The organism is Mucilaginibacter rivuli (genome assembly GCF_019391655.1).
GTDB lineage: Bacteria > Bacteroidota > Bacteroidia > Sphingobacteriales > Sphingobacteriaceae > Mucilaginibacter > Mucilaginibacter rivuli.
Window position 1 is genome coordinate 164,642 of the sequence record NZ_JAHXPQ010000003.1, and the last position, 17,614, is coordinate 182,255.

General features: G+C 41.0%; 20 protein-coding genes. 1 reads left to right on the forward strand and 19 read right to left on the reverse strand.

Going from position 1 to position 17,614, the window contains the following annotated elements:
* The 11 genes from nuoL to uppS form a co-directional block, all read right to left on the reverse strand.
* Complete coding sequence (nuoL, locus tag KXQ82_RS07965; RefSeq protein ID WP_219487656.1) at positions 1 to 2,028, reverse strand: NADH-quinone oxidoreductase subunit L; 2,028 nt, start codon at positions 2,026 to 2,028, stop codon at positions 1 to 3.
* 4 nt (positions 2,029 to 2,032) lie between these two features.
* The gene (gene nuoK / locus KXQ82_RS07970; RefSeq protein WP_219487657.1) at positions 2,033 to 2,332 is read right to left on the reverse strand and encodes an NADH-quinone oxidoreductase subunit NuoK; all 300 of its coding nucleotides are present in this window, start codon (positions 2,330 to 2,332) and stop codon (positions 2,033 to 2,035) included.
* A gap of 2 nt (positions 2,333 to 2,334) precedes the next feature.
* Positions 2,335 to 2,880 (reverse strand): NADH-quinone oxidoreductase subunit J family protein, encoded by a 546-nt coding sequence (locus tag KXQ82_RS07975; protein ID WP_255563524.1) that lies wholly within the window; start codon positions 2,878 to 2,880, stop codon positions 2,335 to 2,337.
* A gap of 2 nt (positions 2,881 to 2,882) precedes the next feature.
* On the reverse strand, positions 2,883 to 3,473 hold the full coding sequence (locus KXQ82_RS07980) for a 4Fe-4S binding protein (RefSeq protein ID WP_219487658.1): 591 nt from the start codon (positions 3,471 to 3,473) through the stop codon (positions 2,883 to 2,885).
* 8 nt (positions 3,474 to 3,481) lie between these two features.
* Positions 3,482 to 4,552, reverse strand: coding sequence for a complex I subunit 1/NuoH family protein (locus tag KXQ82_RS07985; protein WP_219487659.1), 1,071 nt, complete (start codon positions 4,550 to 4,552; stop codon positions 3,482 to 3,484).
* A gap of 82 nt (positions 4,553 to 4,634) precedes the next feature.
* Positions 4,635 to 5,465, reverse strand: a complete 831-nt coding sequence (gene murI, locus KXQ82_RS07990) for a glutamate racemase (RefSeq protein WP_219487660.1) — start codon at positions 5,463 to 5,465, stop codon at positions 4,635 to 4,637.
* Between the two features lie 72 nt (positions 5,466 to 5,537).
* Positions 5,538 to 6,074 (reverse strand): OmpH/Skp family outer membrane protein, encoded by a 537-nt coding sequence (locus KXQ82_RS07995; RefSeq protein ID WP_219487661.1) that lies wholly within the window; start codon positions 6,072 to 6,074, stop codon positions 5,538 to 5,540.
* Positions 6,075 to 6,154: 80 nt separating this feature from the next.
* Positions 6,155 to 6,688 carry an OmpH/Skp family outer membrane protein gene (locus tag KXQ82_RS08000; protein WP_219487662.1) on the reverse strand — a complete coding sequence of 178 codons (534 nt, stop codon included), beginning with the start codon at positions 6,686 to 6,688 and terminating at the stop codon, positions 6,155 to 6,157.
* Positions 6,689 to 6,736: 48 nt separating this feature from the next.
* Positions 6,737 to 7,267 (reverse strand): OmpH/Skp family outer membrane protein, encoded by a 531-nt coding sequence (locus tag KXQ82_RS08005; RefSeq protein ID WP_219487663.1) that lies wholly within the window; start codon positions 7,265 to 7,267, stop codon positions 6,737 to 6,739.
* 6 nt (positions 7,268 to 7,273) lie between these two features.
* The gene (gene bamA, locus KXQ82_RS08010) at positions 7,274 to 9,826 is read right to left on the reverse strand and encodes an outer membrane protein assembly factor BamA (protein WP_219487664.1); all 2,553 of its coding nucleotides are present in this window, start codon (positions 9,824 to 9,826) and stop codon (positions 7,274 to 7,276) included.
* Positions 9,827 to 9,888: 62 nt separating this feature from the next.
* Positions 9,889 to 10,629, reverse strand: a complete 741-nt coding sequence (gene uppS / locus KXQ82_RS08015) for an undecaprenyl pyrophosphate synthase (protein WP_219487665.1) — start codon at positions 10,627 to 10,629, stop codon at positions 9,889 to 9,891.
* A gap of 446 nt (positions 10,630 to 11,075) precedes the next feature.
* Between uppS and KXQ82_RS08020 the strand changes: the two genes are divergently transcribed.
* Positions 11,076 to 11,447 carry a hypothetical protein gene (locus KXQ82_RS08020; protein ID WP_219487666.1) on the forward strand — a complete coding sequence of 124 codons (372 nt, stop codon included), beginning with the start codon at positions 11,076 to 11,078 and terminating at the stop codon, positions 11,445 to 11,447.
* Here KXQ82_RS08020 and porG read toward each other — a convergent pair.
* From porG to ubiE, 8 genes are all read right to left on the reverse strand, one after another.
* Positions 11,444 to 12,232, reverse strand: a complete 789-nt coding sequence (porG, locus tag KXQ82_RS08025) for a type IX secretion system protein PorG (protein ID WP_219487667.1) — start codon at positions 12,230 to 12,232, stop codon at positions 11,444 to 11,446. The genes KXQ82_RS08020 and porG overlap by 4 nt on opposite strands.
* 57 nt (positions 12,233 to 12,289) lie before the next feature.
* On the reverse strand, positions 12,290 to 13,171 hold the full coding sequence (locus KXQ82_RS08030) for an NAD kinase (RefSeq protein ID WP_219487668.1): 882 nt from the start codon (positions 13,169 to 13,171) through the stop codon (positions 12,290 to 12,292).
* 8 nt (positions 13,172 to 13,179) lie between these two features.
* The gene (locus KXQ82_RS08035) at positions 13,180 to 13,842 is read right to left on the reverse strand and encodes a CBS domain-containing protein (RefSeq protein ID WP_219487669.1); all 663 of its coding nucleotides are present in this window, start codon (positions 13,840 to 13,842) and stop codon (positions 13,180 to 13,182) included.
* Complete coding sequence (locus KXQ82_RS08040) at positions 13,843 to 14,604, reverse strand: alpha/beta fold hydrolase (RefSeq protein ID WP_219487670.1); 762 nt, start codon at positions 14,602 to 14,604, stop codon at positions 13,843 to 13,845. It lies immediately after the preceding gene.
* Positions 14,605 to 14,729: 125 nt separating this feature from the next.
* Entirely contained in the window at positions 14,730 to 15,179 is a 450-nt protein-coding gene (locus KXQ82_RS08045) for a GatB/YqeY domain-containing protein (protein WP_219487671.1), read from the reverse strand.
* A 67-nt stretch (positions 15,180 to 15,246) separates the two neighbouring features.
* A complete protein-coding gene (locus tag KXQ82_RS08050) occupies positions 15,247 to 16,008 on the reverse strand; it encodes an SDR family NAD(P)-dependent oxidoreductase (protein WP_219487672.1) in 762 nt (253 codons plus the stop codon).
* Positions 16,009 to 16,061: 53 nt separating this feature from the next.
* Positions 16,062 to 16,799, reverse strand: coding sequence for a type IX secretion/gliding motility protein PorT/SprT (porT, locus tag KXQ82_RS08055; RefSeq protein ID WP_219487673.1), 738 nt, complete (start codon positions 16,797 to 16,799; stop codon positions 16,062 to 16,064).
* On the reverse strand, positions 16,796 to 17,527 hold the full coding sequence (ubiE, locus tag KXQ82_RS08060; protein ID WP_219487674.1) for a bifunctional demethylmenaquinone methyltransferase/2-methoxy-6-polyprenyl-1,4-benzoquinol methylase UbiE: 732 nt from the start codon (positions 17,525 to 17,527) through the stop codon (positions 16,796 to 16,798). The genes porT and ubiE overlap by 4 nt, the downstream gene beginning before the upstream one ends.
* Positions 17,528 to 17,614: the final 87 nt, after the last annotated feature.

Genomic DNA, 17,614 nt, shown 5'->3' on the forward strand with positions numbered 1-17,614 from the left:
TTAAATAAACGTCTTTAAAACGTAAATAACCACAATAACAAGCAACATGGTAAACAGGTAGTTTTGTACCCTGCCGGTTTGAAAGCCGCGCACAAAGTTACCCGCTTGTTTAATAATTAAAGTAAGCATGGTAATTAAACCATCAATAATGTATTTATCTGTCCAGACCGTGAGCTTACCAATGGCAACACCTGTATTGGCAAACAAATGTATAGTGCCATCCAATACATTTTTATCCAGCCATTTGGTCAGATCGCCAATGCGAAGTATATCTTTAACTATGATACGATGATAGAACCGGTCGATATACCATTCGTTGAAGGAAATCTTAAACAGGAGGCTTGTTGTTTTAAAACTAAACTTCTGTTTTACATATATACTATAAGCAAAATACGCTATCGGGATAACCAGCACATTAATGCTTAACAAAACAATGGTATGATAATCTAAGGCACTAACGGTATGCACTGCAATTGCAAAACCTCGATATATCCAGCTATGCTCATACTCAAACGGGTTTGTTGAAAACAGCGGGAACAAGCTGCACAGCGCCAAAAATATCATTGGTATTTTAAAAAGCGGGCTACCATCGTGTGCTTCAATATGCCAGGCGGGCATTACAGCTTTTAATCGCGATTTACCTAAAAACACCTTGAATAACAGTCGGCTAATGTAAAATATGGTCAGCAAGCTGGTTAATACCCCCATTACCGGTATGATAATGTAAAAGCCGCCTTTATTATCGGCCCACAAAAAGGCCTGTACTAAAATACCATCCTTTGATAAACAGCCCGACGTGAGTGGAAAACCGATAAGTGCCAGCGAAGCAATGATACAGGTAATAAATGTAACCGGCATATACTTGCCAAGGCCACCCATATTATTAATATCCTGCGGATCGATATCCAGGTTATGCTTTTCTTTGAGGTGCTGCATTTCGTGAATAATAACTCCTGCCGACAAGAACAACAGACATTTAAAGAAAGCATGTGCCGCCAAATGCAGCAAAGCTGATGAGTAAGCACCTACGCCCATCGCCATCATCATAAAGCCTAATTGCGATATGGTGGAATAAGCCAAAATACGTTTCAGATCATTTTGCGTAAGCGCGATGGTGGCCGCCATAAATGCTGTAAAGCAGCCGATGATGGTCATCACCATCAACACATTGGGGCTAAACAACACATATACCCTTGCCAGTAAAAATATACCGGCCGCAACCATAGTGGCCGCGTGGATGAGAGCAGATACAGAGGTAGGCCCTTCCATAGCATCGGGCAGCCAGGTATGGAGCGGAAACTGTGCCGATTTGGCAATGGCCCCTATTAAAAAGCATGCCCCCGGTAAGGTGATCCAGTAATTATCTGCCGTACCAATAAAGGCCGCTGTGGCATGGTTATCAAATAGTGTAACCAGGTTGAATGTATGAAAATCGGCATATAGCAGCAGGATGCCTGTAAGTAACGCCACATCGCCTATCCTGTTCATAATAAAAGCTTTTTTATTGGCCAGCACCGCCTTTTCGCGGATGAACCAGAAGCCGATTAACAGATACGATGCAAAACCCACCAGTTCCCAAAACGCGTACAGCAATACCAGGTTATCTACAATAACCAAAGCAAGCATGGCAAAACAGAAAAAGCTGAGGTAAGCAAAATAACGGGTGTACTTATCATCGCCTTTTAAGTATGCAATGGAATACACATGCACCGGCAAAGCAACTGCCGTTACCAGCAATAGCATTAATACCGACAAGTTGTTGAGCCAAATGCCAACATCAACCTGCATGGTGCCCACCACAAACCAAAGCTGCTGCGCGTGTAAGGCAGGTTGGTTCCATACTTTAGCAAATACCAACACCGACAATACCATACTCCCCAAAATAGCAAACGAAGAAAGCCAGCCCGATACCTTACTTTGGCTCTTTACCAAAACCAAATTCAGTAAACTGGCAGCAAGCGGCAGCAAAACCGCGACTATTGCCAGCTGAATGGTGAGGGTATCGGTATGTGGTAAGGTTGGGTTCAAATTATTAGTCTTTCAATTTATCAACCGCGTTAGGGTCGATGGTTTTGTATTGTTTGTATACGTTCAGTATAATGGCTAAGGCAACCGCGGCGGCGGCTCCTGCAAGCACTATCGCGAACAGTGCAAAAGTTTGCCCACCGTTATTCAGTTTATCGTATTTACCAAAGGCTACTAAGTTTAGTATTGCTGCGTTCAATATCAGTTCGATACCTATCAATACCTGTATAGCATTACGTTTGGATAGTACGATGAATATCCCGATGCAGAACAAGCCTGCACCTATCAGCAAAAGGTAGGTGAGCATACTCAAAACTTGTGTTCCTCCTTTCGTGCCAAATGCGCTGCGCCTATTAGTGCCATCATTAAAAATATCGATACCGCCTCGAAAGGCAATAAATACCTTGTCATTAAACTTATACCAATATTGGGTACCATATTATCTGTTGGTGATATTACGTTACCGCTTTGCGCGGATGCCTGTATCCATGCAAGGTTATCGGGTTGTGCTTTAATTATGGCGTTAACCAGTATCAGTAAAAACAGTACAGCTACCAATAAGGCAGGCAGCTTTTGCAGCGATATAAACCGCTTGCTACCTTGCTGAAGGTTATTCAATACCTCTTTATTGGTGAGCATAAACGCGAAGAGCATCAGAACCAAAACACCGCCAACATATATTACTACCTGTGTTATGGCCACAAAATCAGCCAAAGCAAACACATATAGTCCTGCCAGGGCAAATAAGGTAACAAAGAACATAAATATAGAACGCACCAGGTTTTTACTTGCAGCAACTGTTAGTGCCGATGCCAGCACAACAAAACCTAATACAAAAAATACAATTTGTTCCATACTTATACGCCTTCGTCTTTCTTTTTCATGGCAGCAAGCTTTGCCGCTTGTTTAGCTGCTTGCGCTTCGTCAAATAATCTGCGTTTTTCATCAGCTTCTTCAGCGGGCATATGTGCAAATACATAAGTAAGGTCGGCAAGTTCGGGCACGCTTACATCATATTCGTTAGTCATTACAATACATTCTGTAGGGCATACTACCGTGCATAAGCCGCAGTACATGCATTTGGCCATATCAATATCAAAATGTGCGGCATAGAGGCGTTTTACCGTCCCATCGGATGTTTGGCCGAGGGCCTCCGTGCCTTTTATACTTTCAATGGCAATACAATCAACCGGACAAACTTTGGCGCACAGATCACATACAATGCAATCGTCCATCTCCACATCCAACTGGTAGCGGCCAACTTCGGGAACGGGTAATTCCTGCGATGGATATTGTATGGTGTTTGTTCCCTTATCCTGCTGCGCAAAGTAATTAGCTGATTTTACCGTATCCATTACCCGCCGTTTTTTAGAGGCAAACAGGTGCTGCCACGTAAGGGACATCCCTCCGCTTATGGTTTTTATATTGGATATGATATTCTTAAACATCCTTCAAATTACATTAACAATAAACGCCATACACCCGATATGAGCATGCAAACAAAGGCCAGCGGTGTTAATACCTTCCAGCATAAATTCATTAACTGATCGATACGGAAACGCGGCAATGTCCAGCGGATCCACATCTGTACGCCAACCAGTGCCAGTGATTTTAGCGATATCCACAAAATACCCCATCCCCAGCCTGTAGTCCAATCGGCTAAATGTACAGTACCCATATTAGGTAGCGGGGTATTCCAGGCACCTAAAAACAACACCACGGCCAGCATAGATACCAAAAACATCATAGAATATTCCGCTAAAAACACAAAAGCGAAGCGCAAGCCGGTATATTCGGTATGGAAACCCGCCACCAGTTCAGACTCCGCTTCCGGGATATCAAATGGCGCACGGTTGCACTCGGCAAGTGATGCGATAAAGTATATGATAAAAGCAATGATGAGATGCGGGGCACGGAAAATATTCCAAGAAAGGATACCACCGATATGCGTTACATTGGCAAAGCCTAAAAATTTAATGGTTACTGTGGATAACGTACCTTGCTGAAGAGATATCTGCTGCAGATCGAGCGTTTGGGCTATCATTACTACCGATATAATGGCAAAGCCGGCAGGTATCTCGTAAGATATTACTTGCGCTACAGAACGCATCGCGCCAAGCAATGAGTATTTATTATTTGAACCCCAACCTGCCATCATGATGCCCAGGGTTTCTATCGATATGATAGCGAAAACATAGAACAAACCTATATTTAAGCTAACCGGTACCAGCCCCGGCCCCCAGGGCATTACCGCAAAACCGAGGTAAACGGCTATGAATATAATGAACGGAGCTAATACAAAAAGTACTTTATCGGCCGCGGCGGGAGTTATCAGCTCCTTTTGCAGCATTTTTAAAATATCTGCAAAGGTTTGCAGCGAGCCAAATTTACCGGTTTCGGTGGGGCCAAGCCTGTCTTGTATAAAGGCAGAAACCTTGCGCTCGGCATATACCCCAAACAAGGCAAACAACGCCGCGAATGCAAAAAGGCCAAGGGCAACCGCTATATATATCAGGTAAAAATTCAACTCAAATTTGCTTTGGCTGCAAACTTAGCTAATTGTGAGAAATTAATGCTGAATTAATATCCACATAATAGGTAGTCTTTTACTATTTGAGGTGTAAAAACGAAGATTTTACCGGTTCCGTGAAAAAAGATGTGGCTAAATTGTCGAAATCTGTCGTATCATCGCTGGTGGTAAAAAATCGCTTCTCCCCTGTTTTGCTTAGTTTGCTTTCCATTTCGGGATGGCGCTGCAGGTAATTGACCAGGCTTTGGGCTACAATATCGCCCTGTGCTACTACCCTGATATGGGCGGGCAGGTAAGCCTCTATCTTTTTTTGCAATAAGGGATAATGTGTACAGGCCAGTAAAATAGTATCAATATCTGCAGATTGCTCCAATAACTGATCGAGGTATTTTTTCACGAAGTAATCAGAGCCCGGCTTATCGTGTTCTGCATTTTCTATCAGCGGCACCCAAAGCGGACAGCTTTGCTGGTGAACGGTAACATCCGGAAAGAAATTTGCGATCTCCAATAAATAAGAACCCGATTGTACTGTTCCTTTGGTGCCTAATACACCAATGTGTTTTGTTTGTGTATAATTGCCTATTACTTCGGCAGTTGGCCTGATAACACCTAATACTCGCTTTGTGGGATCAACCGTTTTCAGGTCTTGCTGTTGTATGGTACGCAGCGCCTTTGCCGATGCGGTATTGCAGGCCAGTACTACCAAAGGGCATCCCATAGCAAATAACTCCTGCACACACTCCCAGGTATACTGGTGTATGGTATTGAATGAACGGTTGCCATAAGGCGCACGCGCGTTATCTCCCAAATAAACATAATCATACTGAGGTAAAAGGTTAGCTATCGATCTGAAAACCGTTAAGCCACCAATACCCGAATCAAAAATGCCTATAGGTTGTTTATTTACCATTTACTACAAATGTAAAAAGCGGGACCCAATAAAAAAACCGGGTTCCGCTTTTAGTATTATTAATAATGGCGACTATTTTTTAGTGCCGGTACCTGGTGCTACTATACCTAATTTCAATTTTACCGCGGCTGTGATATTGTCGGCAGCAGGCATAACTATCAATACCTGTGTAGTTGCATCAATAATGTAAGTATAGCCTTTTAATTTAGCTACGGCATCAATAGCTAACTTTATTTTTCCGAGCAAGGGCTTTGCTAACTCATTCTGTTTCGCATCACTTTGTTGTTGTGCCTGGGTGGAATAATCCTGTATCCTTTTTTGCATATCGGTTAATTCACTTTCCGATTGTATGCGTACCGCATCCGTCATTGTGGTACGGGTCTTTTGATAAACATCAACCTTTTTTTGGTATTCAGCCTGCATAACCTGCAACCTGTCTACAAAAGTTTTTTGATAAGCTTGCAGGTCTTTAGCAAGTTTTGCCCGTTCAGGCATTACGTCTAATATCGCGCTAAAATAAACATATCCTATTTTGGTTTGTGCCTTTGCGACATTTGATATAATAAAAAGGTAGAATACTATAGCTGCAACCTTAATTGATAATTTCATTTGTTGTTTTTTTGTTGGATTATAAATAAAAAACGGAGTCAATAAAAATTGGCTCCGTTTTCAATATTATAAAATGGTAATTATTTTTTTACAGCTGCAGGCGCACCTAAACCTAATTTGGCTTTAACAGCATCGGTAATATCATCGCCGGCAGGCATAACAACTAATACTTGTTGTGTTGCATCAATAATGTAGCCATAACCTTTTTCTTTAGCTACTGCATCAACTGCTGCTTTAACTTTATCGAACAATGGTTTTGCAAGCTCATTATTTTTTTGTTCTACTTGTTGCTGTGCAGTATTTTGATACTCTTGTGTACGTTTGTTCATGTCGTTCAATTCGCCTTCGGTTTGTAAACGTACCGCGTCGGTCATTTTATCGCGACCAGCTTCATAAGCTTTAACCTTTGTTTGAAGCTCAGTTTGCATTGCCTGTAGCCTGTCAACAAATGTTTTTTGGTAGTCTTGCAGGTCTTTTCCAAGCTTAGCTTTCTCAGGCATTACATCAATAACAGCGTTAAAGTAAACGTAGCCTATTTTAGATTGAGCCTTGGCAAGATTTGCAGTAAATACAACACAAAGGGCAACTAATACAACTTTAAATAATTTTTTCATTTTTAATTTTTCTGATTTCTATTTTGGTACGATTTTAAAGATTTTATTTTACTTAGCCAACACTCCGGGCTTTAAACCCAAACGTTTTATAATTTCGTCACTTTTATCATAACGGGGATTTGCATAAAGCATTATCACCTCGCTGTTTTTATCAAATATCATATCATCGCCGTCGCTTTCGGCAAAAGCTTGTATGGCTTTGGCTATCCTATCTTGTATAGGCTTAACTAAAGTATTGCTGCGTTGCGCCAATTCGCCATCGGGGCCAAATTTGGCACGCTGAAAATCTTTAGCAGCTTTTTCTTTTTCAATGATATCACTTTCGCGACGCTTTTTCATATCAGGTGTCATTAAAACCTGATCGGCCTGGTAAGCTTTGTACATACGGTCAAGTTCCTGAAAACGGGCATCAACCTCTTTTTGCCACTGATCTGATAATGCCTTTATCTCTTTTTGCGAAGAAATATAATCAGGCACGTGGTTTAGTATGTATTGCGAATCGACATAGGCAAAACGTTGCGCGAAACTGCTAAACCCTAACAGTAACGCAAAAGCCAGGGTGAAAAGTACTTTTTTCATTTCTTATTAATTAAATCCACCATTTAAGCTTTGGGAGATAGAGAAGTGGAACTGACCTTTGTTAGCATCTGTTGCACCCGGTATGGTATCGAAACCATAACCATAATCTAAACCAAGCAAGCCAAATATAGGCAAGAAAATACGAGCACCAAAACCTGCCGAACGTTTTACGTTAAAGGGTGTAAAATCGGCAAACCTGTTGTAAACATTACCGCCCTCGGCAAATGCCAGTAACACAATTTTAGCAGATTGGCCATCAATAAGCGGGTGGCGCAGCTCTAACATGTATTTATTAAATATAGGGCTACCAGGGTTGTTATCTGCATTGTAACCAGAGCCTTCCGGAACGATAGAGAAGTTTTTATAACCACGTAAACCAATGATCTCGCTGCCTTGTAAAAACTGGTAGCTTTGCATACCATCACCACCCAGTTTAAATCTTTCGAAAGGTGCCTGGCCTACTGCTGTGTTGTAAGAGCCCATAAACCCAAATTGGGTTTGGCCCTTTAATACCAGCTTACCAATTATTTTTTGGAACCATTGCGCCTCAAATTTCCATTTGTGGTATTCAACAAACTGGTAACGTTGCTGCGGTGTAGCAATAACATAATTTACACCGTTAAACAAAGAGTATGGCGGTGTTACCTGTACGGTAAACTTAATATTTGAACCCGATGTTGGGAATATAGGCTGATCTAAAGAGTTACGGCTAAACTCCTGGGTTAGCTTTATATTCCATGAGTTACCATTTTTAAACAGGTAACCCGGATAGTTGTTGAGGCTGTAGTGGTCAACGTTTAACGAGTAGTTTAACTGGAACAGGTTATCAGGTACTTTTAACTGCTCACCTAAGGTAATACCGGCACCGTTTATACGCAGGTTGTAATAGTTAGGGTCGCTTTTTTCGTACACAGAAGCGTTTGAGCTTAATTGTGTATAAGCGCTAACAGAAAAGTAAATTGGCTTTTTACCACCTAACCACGGCTCGGAGAAGGTGAACGAAAAGTTTTGATAGTTTTGCCCGTTTGACTGGCCACGCAAGCTTAGCTTCTCACCATCGCCTTTTGGCAAAGGCCTGTAAGCTTTGCCATTAAACAGGTTTTTGATAGAGAAGTTGTTGAACGTTAAACCTAAAGTACCCACCAACTGGCCACCGCCAAAACCACCTGAAAGCTCAACCTGGTCTGATGGTTTTTCAACTACGTTATAAACAATATCAACTGTACCATCCTGCGGTTGGATATTTGTAGGCTTAGGCTCGGTTTTCGATTCATCAAAGTTGCCCAGGGTAGTAATATCACGTGTACTGCGAACGATAGCTTCTTTCGAGAATTTTTGTCCCGGAAGGGTACGTATAACACGTTGTACAACCTTATCGTTAGTTACATCGTTACCCTTTACAATAACACGGTTAATGGTGTATTGCGGGCCTTCGTACATCCTGATATCAATATCAATGGTATCGTTGTATATTTTGGTTTGAACCGGATCTGCCTGGTAAGTTAAGTAACCATCATTTAAATATAATGATGAAATATCATCGCCATTGGCGGTAGGGCCGCTCAAACGTTTGGTTAAATTCTCTTCGCTGAATACCTCGCCTTTTCTGATCCTTAAAAAGTTGGTTAAAAAGCTTGTTGGGTATTTTGAATTACCCGAAAAGGTAATCTTACCGAAATAGTACTTAGGGCCTTCGTATAATTTAACTTTAACATTAACTGTTTTTTCATCGTGTTTCCAAACGGAGTCGCCAATTATTTCAGCATCGCGATAGCCTTTTTCCTGCAGTTTTTCAACAAGGCCTTGTTTATCTTCTTCATACTTATCGCGCATGAATTTCTTAGAACCGAAAAGATGGTACCATTTCTTTTCGCGGGTGTTTTTCATAAACCCTCTCAGTTTTTTCTGGCTAAAAACAGTATTGCCTTCAAATACTACGCTGTTTATTTTAACTTTCTGCTTTTTATCAACATGCACATCTAATATCAGGCTATTCGCGTCAGATGGGTCTTTGCGCTGCTGGATGTCAACAGTTGTATTTAAATAGCCTTTTTCATTAAAGTGCTTTTTAATAACGTTGGTAATTGTATTTAACAGGTTTTCGTTTACAATTTTACCCGACTTATCATTTAGTTTTTTCTGCACGTCCTCGGCTTCGCCTTTACGTATACCCAACAGGTGCAGCCTTGATAAACGCGGGCGCTCTTGTATAGCTATATCTAAATAAATAGTATCAATGCTTATTTTGGTGATGTTTAATTTAACATCATCAAACAAACCCTGCTCCCACAATGCTTTGATCACGTTTGCCGAAGCCTCGCCGGGTAATGATATTTTATCGCCCTTGTTTAGTTTTGATATGGTGATCAGTACATCTTTTTCAAGATACTTTGTACCACTAACAGTTACACCGCCAATGATATAATCTTTGGGTGATAAATAGCTTAAGCTATCGGCCGGGATAGATTTAGAAAGCTGCGGCCTTGGCTGATTAGATACCTGCGCCCATGCGCCCGAACAAATCACAGAGAAAAGAATTAAAAAAAGATATTTATTCATTCGAATATTTTGATGGGCTAAAATAATTTATACAGTTGTTAAATAGTGTTAAATGCGAAATTTTAGTTTATTTGCTCGCTTATCATACCAAAACGGCGTTCGCGTTTCTGGTAATCCAATATGGCTTCGTACAGGTCTTCGCGCCTGAAATCGGGCCATAACTTATCGGTAAAATATAACTCGGCATAAGCGATCTGCCAAAGGAGATAATTACTGATGCGGTATTCGCCACTTGTTCTGATGAGCAGTTCAGGGTCGGGCATATCAGCTGTATGCAGGTGTTGGGCAAACATATCTTCGTCAATATCGTCAGCCTTTAAAACACCGGCCTCAACCCTTTTTGCGATGGCCCTGGCTGCGTTTACAATTTCGCGGCGCGAGCTGTAGCTTAGTGCCAGTGTTAATACAAGGCCGGTATTGCCTGCTGTTGTAGCCATTGCCTGTAATAATTCATCGTGGCATTTTTTGGGCAGCATCTCAATATCGCCAATGGTATTGAGGCGCACATTGTTTTCCATCAACTTTTTTATCTCTTTGTTAATGGTAGAGATAAGTAACTCCATAATTGCGGTAACCTCAAACTTAGGGCGGTTCCAATTCTCTGATGAAAATGTGTACAGCGTAAGATATTTTATACCTAATTCGCCGGCGCCCTCAACAACATCGCGTACTGATAGTACGCCGTTATGGTGGCCAAACACACGCAATTTACCTTTGCCCTTGGCCCATCTGCCGTTACCATCCATAATTATGGCTACATGTTGGGGTAATTTATGTGTATCGATGTCCTCTTTAAATCCCATTATTGGTTAATGCTATAAGCATGAAATACGGTAACGCTATTAAAAATTACTGAAAACATAACACTATGATTTACAAACCTATGCAAATCCGTGTTAACGTTATTCGCTATCATTTCCTGTTAAATAATCAATAAATTTAGTTATCCGGGCACACAATTAACTCCTTGCCCAAGGTACAAATACTAAAAATTTTCAGGTGACAAAGGTAAAACTTAATTGTATTATTTTTATTATATGCCTAAAAAGAAAAATGGCACATAAAAATGCTTAAAAACCATACTATAAGTAATTGGCGTTTGTATTAATTACCGGGTTGTAATAACCGCTTATTACAAACTGTTGTAAAAGGCATGGATTTTTAGTAGGTTCAAAAAAAATACGTATATTTTGTATCAGCTATCAATTAGTTATCAAAAAAAAGATACTTTTATTTAAAATTTTAATTTATGATCTCGTCGGTAAGTAGTGTTTTTATGATAACCTGTTATGTTTATTTTAAACAGTTTTATAAAAACCTGATTGATAACAATATAGAGGGCGCAGAGCAAAGAAAGATATGGACCGACCTGTTAACTAAAAAACTGATTATTTTTCCGCTTGGGGTTGTTATCGTAGTTATACTTTACATATTCTCATTCACCATTATTCACCTTGCACCAAATGTTGAGAATGTTAAGCTGATACGCCGCATAGCCGATTTGGTTACTGTATTGATATGCGCGGTATTATTTTACCTGGATAAAATTGAATTGGATAAAAAACTGGCAAAGTATATTGCCGATAACGCACCTGCTCCGCCTGTAGAAGATACTATTTAAAATGCGGGGCATTTTTGGGTGATGAAAGTATACGATACAGTAAAGCCAAAAAACATATACGTATCATTACCCCTGTAATTGCCACGCTGCGTACCTGCAGTACCCAAATACACACCTGTTTTTTCACCTGACCGATCAGACAAAGTCCGCGCTACGCCGCTTAGTTTGCTTTTATCGGCATATGCTTCTGCTACATCATCTAAATAAGGGGTAAACGTGCTGCGGTAACCAATATCGGCAATTAAATTCCATGCGCCGCTAACGTTTACTTTAATACCGGCACCATAAGGTATAGCTATTGTAGAACCCTTATAGGGTATTTGCTGGCCTTCGGTAGTCAATGGTCTTAATTCGTAATCTAAACCTTTGTAGCTGGCTTTGGGGTTGTAGGCGGTTGTGGCCACACCGGCGAAGATGTACGGCGTAAATTTGTTTTCGCCAATATCCGGGATGTATTTTATGAAGTTGAACTCCCCTATTAAGCTAATTTCGCTGATGGAACTGCTAAAGCTCAGGTTACGGTTAACATATTGCTGATTGGTTGAGAGGCTGTCGGCACCACTTATTAAGCCATACATATAACTCAGCTTTGCCGATAGGTAACCGTTAAAATTACGCTTTACAAAAGCACCGCCCGATATACCGCTAAATTTAACCGGGTTAGAAGGATTAAAATCGCCGATATAACCTGCCGCGCCTATGGTACCTCCAATCTCCCAGGTTTGGGCATCAGCCGTACACACTGCCGCACTAAATAAAATAAAAGCGAATAGGAACTTTGGCATTTGTAAAACAGGGCGCTGTTTATATATAGCTGTTTTTGTCAAGTTTTGTTGTTAAGCTTAATAGTTGCGGGCATCAATACCCCACAATAGTTTATTCCTTAACGTAGATAAGTACGATTCATTATCCAGGCGGACCAGGTTGAACTGAAAATCGGCTTTACTGATACTGATCTTTATAGGGCTATCAACAATTATTGTTCGCGAATCAATAGATACCAGATAGCTTGCGCTGCGGCCCTCAACCTCAAAACTCAAAACATTATCATCTGACAGGACAATGGGCCGTACATTTAAATTATGCGGCGCTACCGGTGTTACTATCATGTTTCCGGATTGTGGCAATACAATTGGCCCGCCGCAGCTTAAAGAATAAGCTGTAGAACCTGTAGGTGTTGATATAATGATACCATCGCCCCAATAAGAGTTGAGTAGCTCACCGTTAAGGTAAGCATGTATGGTTATCATAGCCGAATCATCACGCTTATGGAAAGTTACATCGTTAAGTGCGAGCGTGCCGTCACCAAAAATATCGGCATCCGATTCTATCTTTAACAACACCCGTTCATCCAAAGTATATTTGCGGTTAGCAACTGCGTTTATTGCTGCGGCTATATCGCTTTTATTAACGCCTGCCAAAAAACCTAAACGGCCAAAATTGATACCGATAACCGGGATACCCGAATCGCGAATAAACGAAACAATATCCAGCAAGGTACCATCGCCGCCAAGGGTTAAAAAAACGTCAATAACACCTTTAAACTGATCTTCTTTTACAAAGGTTTTATAGCCCGATTGGATAGTTATTTTACCTGACAGGAAGTTGTCAAGATCTTTAAAAAGGTATATTTCAACATCGTGCTGTGCTAACTGGTTAAACACCTGTTGCACATAAGGTAACACCGTATCATTGAATTGCCTGCCGTATATCGCAATTTTCATTTAGTGTTTTATATGTTTAGGTAATTCATAAATGAATCATAACGATTCATTGAATCATCATCAACCGGGGTAAAGTTAAAGGTTGACTTAACTGTGTAATTATATCTTAAAAATGAGGCTACTATACCTGATATATCCTGCTTGTTCACCTTAAGGGTTACCTCCAGGCGTGTTGAATCGGGAAACGAGCGGATATATGAGCTGAGTACCTGCGCATTGTCAGACTCTACTATCTGTGCCATATGAGACAGTGAGTTATTGCGGTTACCTATTTCAAGAACAATAATACCTCCGGGCTCGGCAACTGATGTTATTTTGGCGAAATACTCGTTCATGGTATTTAACGATATCAAACCAAGATAGTTCTTCTTTATATCCAACACCGGTACAACAGATAGCTGCTGTTCATAAAACAAACGTATCACATCATAAATATGCTGGCTCTCTAAAACGTAGGGGTTAACCAGCGACAGAAAAACAGAACCAACCGGCATCGTATAATCAGCAGGTTCAACCAGGTCATCTTCTGATACCAGGCCCAAAAACTGATCTTCGTTAACTATAGGTAAATGGCGTACTTTAAACTCGGCCATCCGGTCAATAACCTGCTGTATCGTAGCGGAGGTACGAACAGGGGGTATAACATCGGATATGAGTTCAATGGCTAACATTTACGCTTTTGTTTTTGCTAAAAAACCTTTTAATAATTGGTTAAACACCTGCGGGCGCTCCATCATTGGCGCGTGGCCACAATTTTCAACCCAATGCAACTCAGAATCAGGCAATAACCTGTGGAACTCTTCAGCTACCTCGGGAGGCGTAATTTTATCGTTCTTACCCCATATTAACGAAACCGGGATGCGAATCTTATCCAGGTCTTTAGACATATTGTGCCTGATGGCTGATTTTGCCATAGCTAATATGCGTATTACCTTATGCCTGTCGTTAACGGTGGCAAAAACCTCGTCAATCAGTTCTTTTGTTGCAGTTTGTGGGTCGTAAAAAGTATACTCTACTTTTTCTTTTACAAAATCATAGCTTTCGCGACGTGGGAAAGTACCACCGAAAGAATTTTCGTATAAACCAGAGCTACCTGTTAACACCATCGATTTAACATACTCCTGGTGCGATAAACAATAAATTAAGGCCACATGCCCGCCTAACGAGTTGCCGAGTAAACAAATGTTATCGAGCTTTTTATAAATTACAAACTTGTGTACGTACTTTGCAAGGCTTTTTACACCGGTTGTAAGCAGGGGCAGATCGTAAATTGGCAGCATAGGTATAATAACGCGGTACTCTTTGCTAAACTCTTCAATAACGTCTTCCCAGTTACTTAAAGCACCCATTAAACCATGCAGCAATAACAGAACTTCGCCCTCGCCTTTCTCGATATAACTAAAACCATGTTCATCTTTAAGCACGAAATCCATATATATTATTAATGTTTTTTATTTAACTAAAATTATATGCTGTAGTAATTATCAGCATACAAATAAAATTGCCCGCTATAAAAATAGCTTATTGAACCGTAGTTACAATAAATAAGTTCAATTATTTAACTCAACAGTTGCTTCACAACTTCTGATATGGTTCGGCCATCAGCTTTCCCTGCCAGCTCTTTGTTGGCCGCCCCCATTACCTTACCCATATCTTTAACCGAAGTGGCACCAACCGAGGTGATAATTCCTTTGATGATGTGCTCAACATCGGCCCTGTCTAATTGTTTAGGCAGATAGGTTTCGATAAAGCCAAGTTCTTCCTCTTCTATCTGTTGCAGATCCGGCCGATTTTGGGCCTGGTATATCTCGGCCGACTCTTTGCGTTGTTTAACCAGGCGTTGTAATACTTTTATTTCAGCGTCTTGGGTCATTACATCGCTTGCGCCTTTTTCCGTTTTGGCAACCAGCAAAGCAGCCTTAACCGCACGCAGCGAACGCAATTGAGCCTCCTGCTTGGCCAGCATGGCTTTTTTAATATCCTGATCTATTGTTTCTATTAGTGACATGGTTGTTTTGTATTAAGATTTTTTTGTCCATGGTCTATGGACCATAGACCATGGACTTTTGTTTTCTCTACACCTTCCTGTTAAACACTGTGGCGTTTGCCTGGCGGGTTGGAGTTATTATCATTTCGTTAATATTAACATGGGCCGGGCGCGATGCCGCGAACCATATCGTTTCGGCAATATCTTCGGCCGTTAAGGGCACCAAACCTTCGTACACTTTTTTTGCACGTTCGGCATCACCGTTAAAGCGTACCATCGAAAATTCTGTTTCAACCGCTCCCGGGTGTATAGCCGTTACTTTAATATCGTGGGGCAACAGATCAACGCGCATGCCTTTGCTTAAAAAATCAACAGCGGCTTTGGTGGCACAGTAAACGTTACCGTTGGCATATATCTCTTTGCCGGCTATGGACCCCATATTAATAATGTGCCCCTGACCGTTGGCTATCATCCAGTTTGCTACTGTTTTGCTAACATACAACAGGCCTTTTATATTGGTATCTATCATCGTATCCCAATCATCAAATTGCCCTGCCTGTATCGGGTCCAGGCCTTTGCTAAGACCGGCATTATTAATCAGTATATCTATTTTTTTCCAATGTTCAGGTAAGCCCTCTAATTTACTTACTACCAATTCCTTATCCTCAACATCAAAAACAAGTTGCATCACATCAACACCATACTGAGCTTTTAGCTTTTCTGCCAGTTTTTCAAGGCGGTCGGCACGGCGGCCGGTTAATACCAGGTTATACTTTTCGCGGGCAAATGTGTGGGCGCAGGCTTCGCCAATTCCGGCTGTTGCACCCGTTATCAGTACAATTTTAGACATGGTGTGTTAACAATACGCTACGAAGTTAAGTTTTTTTGCTTAACTGGTTTCTATTATTCGAAATAGATGGTAAAAACCAGGCTATGCAATAACAGCTTATCGAGTGGTTTTGAATAGGGATCGTTATTGGGAGAAAGGATGTTACCGATAGAGTTGGAAATTTTAAATTCCGGCGAAAATTTAAAGTATTCAAAATAAATATCTATACCTATGCCTGCTTCGTACGATGCATAACCACGTTGCGAAACCACTACCCTATCCAAAGGCGACAGGTTGGGATCTTGCGCTGCGGCTTTGCTTATCCCATAAGAATACTTTAAGCCCCCCAATATATACGCCCTAAAATTGCCAATACGATCTGATTTGATCTTTAACGACAGCGGGAACTCTACCAACGATGCGTTAACCTGCTTACTTACTGTGTTTTCGGCGTTAAGGTAGCGGTAAACCAATGTTCTATCCGTAAAGGAAAGTGTTGGTGTTGTACGGATCTCGAGGTTATCGCTTATCCGGTAACGGGCAACAAAACCAACGCCAAAACCCTGTGTACCTGTAGAGCTGATGCTGTATAAAGAATCGGTAACGTTTTTGTTTGAACCCACATCAAAAAAAGGGCTGCGCCAATCGGCAGTTTTAAATATCTTAAAATCAGAGCTGATGTACTGAAAGCCGAAACCAAAACTAATATCTTTCAGATCGGCACCGCCACCCCATGCGGGTACCACTTGTGCCCATGCGCTATTTCCGCACAAAAAAACAACCAGGAAAATAAGATATCGGGTTTTTATCATTTAACACCTGTGTATATCGAACAGATACCAAACGCAAGAGGCCGCTGTTTGGTATTTTTAAAGCCTACTTTATCCATTAAAGCAACAAAATCTGCCCCATCGGGAAAAGCAGCTACCGACTCAGGAAGATAGGTATATGCTCTTGAATCTTTAGAGAAAAGCTTACCTATAGCCGGTGTTACATAATTAAAATAAAAATTATACAGCTGCTTTACAGGGAAAACACGGGGTTTTGAAAATTCGAGCACTACCGCTTTACCACCCGGGCGCAGCACACGCTGTATATCGGCAAGGCCTTTTTCAAGGTGCTCAAAATTACGCACACCATAGGCTACTGTTACCGCGTCAAATTCGTTGGCATCAAACAACAGTTTTTCCGAATCGCCCATACGCACTTCAAATTGATCATTAAGACCACGTTTGGCAATTTTTTGCTCAGCAACATCCAGCATACCGCGTGATATATCAACACCTATGATCTTTTTAGGCTTCAGGATCTTTAACGATTCGAAAGCGAAATCGCCTGTACCTGTTGCAACATCAAGAATATACTGGGGCTGATCTTTCTTTAACTCATTAATGGCTATTTTACGCCAGATGATATCAATGCCCAGCGATAAAAAATGGTTCAAAAAATCGTAAGTTTTGGATATGTTGTTGAACATATCGGCCACCTGCTCCTTTTTAGTGGCCCCTTCGTTTTGGTAGGGTGTTACTGTTTTGCTCATGCAAGGGCAAAGATAGTTGTTTTATGTAAGATGGAAGATGGAAGACGGAAGATGTCTTTTTATTTTGTCACATCTTCCATCTTACCT

Coding starts and splice junctions, on each gene's coding strand:
- nuoK (WP_219487657.1), bottom strand. CDS start 2,332: ATGCTCACCTACCTTTTGCTGATAGGTGCAGGCTTGTTCTGCATCGGG.
- KXQ82_RS07975 (WP_255563524.1), bottom strand. CDS start 2,880: ATGGAACAAATTGTATTTTTTGTATTAGGTTTTGTTGTGCTGGCATCG.
- KXQ82_RS07980 (WP_219487658.1), bottom strand. CDS start 3,473: ATGTTTAAGAATATCATATCCAATATAAAAACCATAAGCGGAGGGATG.
- murI (WP_219487660.1), bottom strand. CDS start 5,465: ATGGTAAATAAACAACCTATAGGCATTTTTGATTCGGGTATTGGTGGC.
- KXQ82_RS07995 (WP_219487661.1), bottom strand. CDS start 6,074: ATGAAATTATCAATTAAGGTTGCAGCTATAGTATTCTACCTTTTTATT.
- KXQ82_RS08000 (WP_219487662.1), bottom strand. CDS start 6,688: ATGAAAAAATTATTTAAAGTTGTATTAGTTGCCCTTTGTGTTGTATTT.
- KXQ82_RS08005 (WP_219487663.1), bottom strand. CDS start 7,267: ATGAAAAAAGTACTTTTCACCCTGGCTTTTGCGTTACTGTTAGGGTTT.
- bamA (WP_219487664.1), bottom strand. CDS start 9,826: ATGAATAAATATCTTTTTTTAATTCTTTTCTCTGTGATTTGTTCGGGC.
- uppS (WP_219487665.1), bottom strand. CDS start 10,629: ATGGGATTTAAAGAGGACATCGATACACATAAATTACCCCAACATGTA.
- KXQ82_RS08020 (WP_219487666.1), top strand. CDS start 11,076: ATGATCTCGTCGGTAAGTAGTGTTTTTATGATAACCTGTTATGTTTAT.
- porG (WP_219487667.1), bottom strand. CDS start 12,232: ATGCCAAAGTTCCTATTCGCTTTTATTTTATTTAGTGCGGCAGTGTGT.
- KXQ82_RS08030 (WP_219487668.1), bottom strand. CDS start 13,171: ATGAAAATTGCGATATACGGCAGGCAATTCAATGATACGGTGTTACCT.
- KXQ82_RS08035 (WP_219487669.1), bottom strand. CDS start 13,842: ATGTTAGCCATTGAACTCATATCCGATGTTATACCCCCTGTTCGTACC.
- KXQ82_RS08040 (WP_219487670.1), bottom strand. CDS start 14,604: ATGGATTTCGTGCTTAAAGATGAACATGGTTTTAGTTATATCGAGAAA.
- KXQ82_RS08045 (WP_219487671.1), bottom strand. CDS start 15,179: ATGTCACTAATAGAAACAATAGATCAGGATATTAAAAAAGCCATGCTG.
- KXQ82_RS08050 (WP_219487672.1), bottom strand. CDS start 16,008: ATGTCTAAAATTGTACTGATAACGGGTGCAACAGCCGGAATTGGCGAA.
- porT (WP_219487673.1), bottom strand. CDS start 16,799: ATGATAAAAACCCGATATCTTATTTTCCTGGTTGTTTTTTTGTGCGGA.
- ubiE (WP_219487674.1), bottom strand. CDS start 17,527: ATGAGCAAAACAGTAACACCCTACCAAAACGAAGGGGCCACTAAAAAG.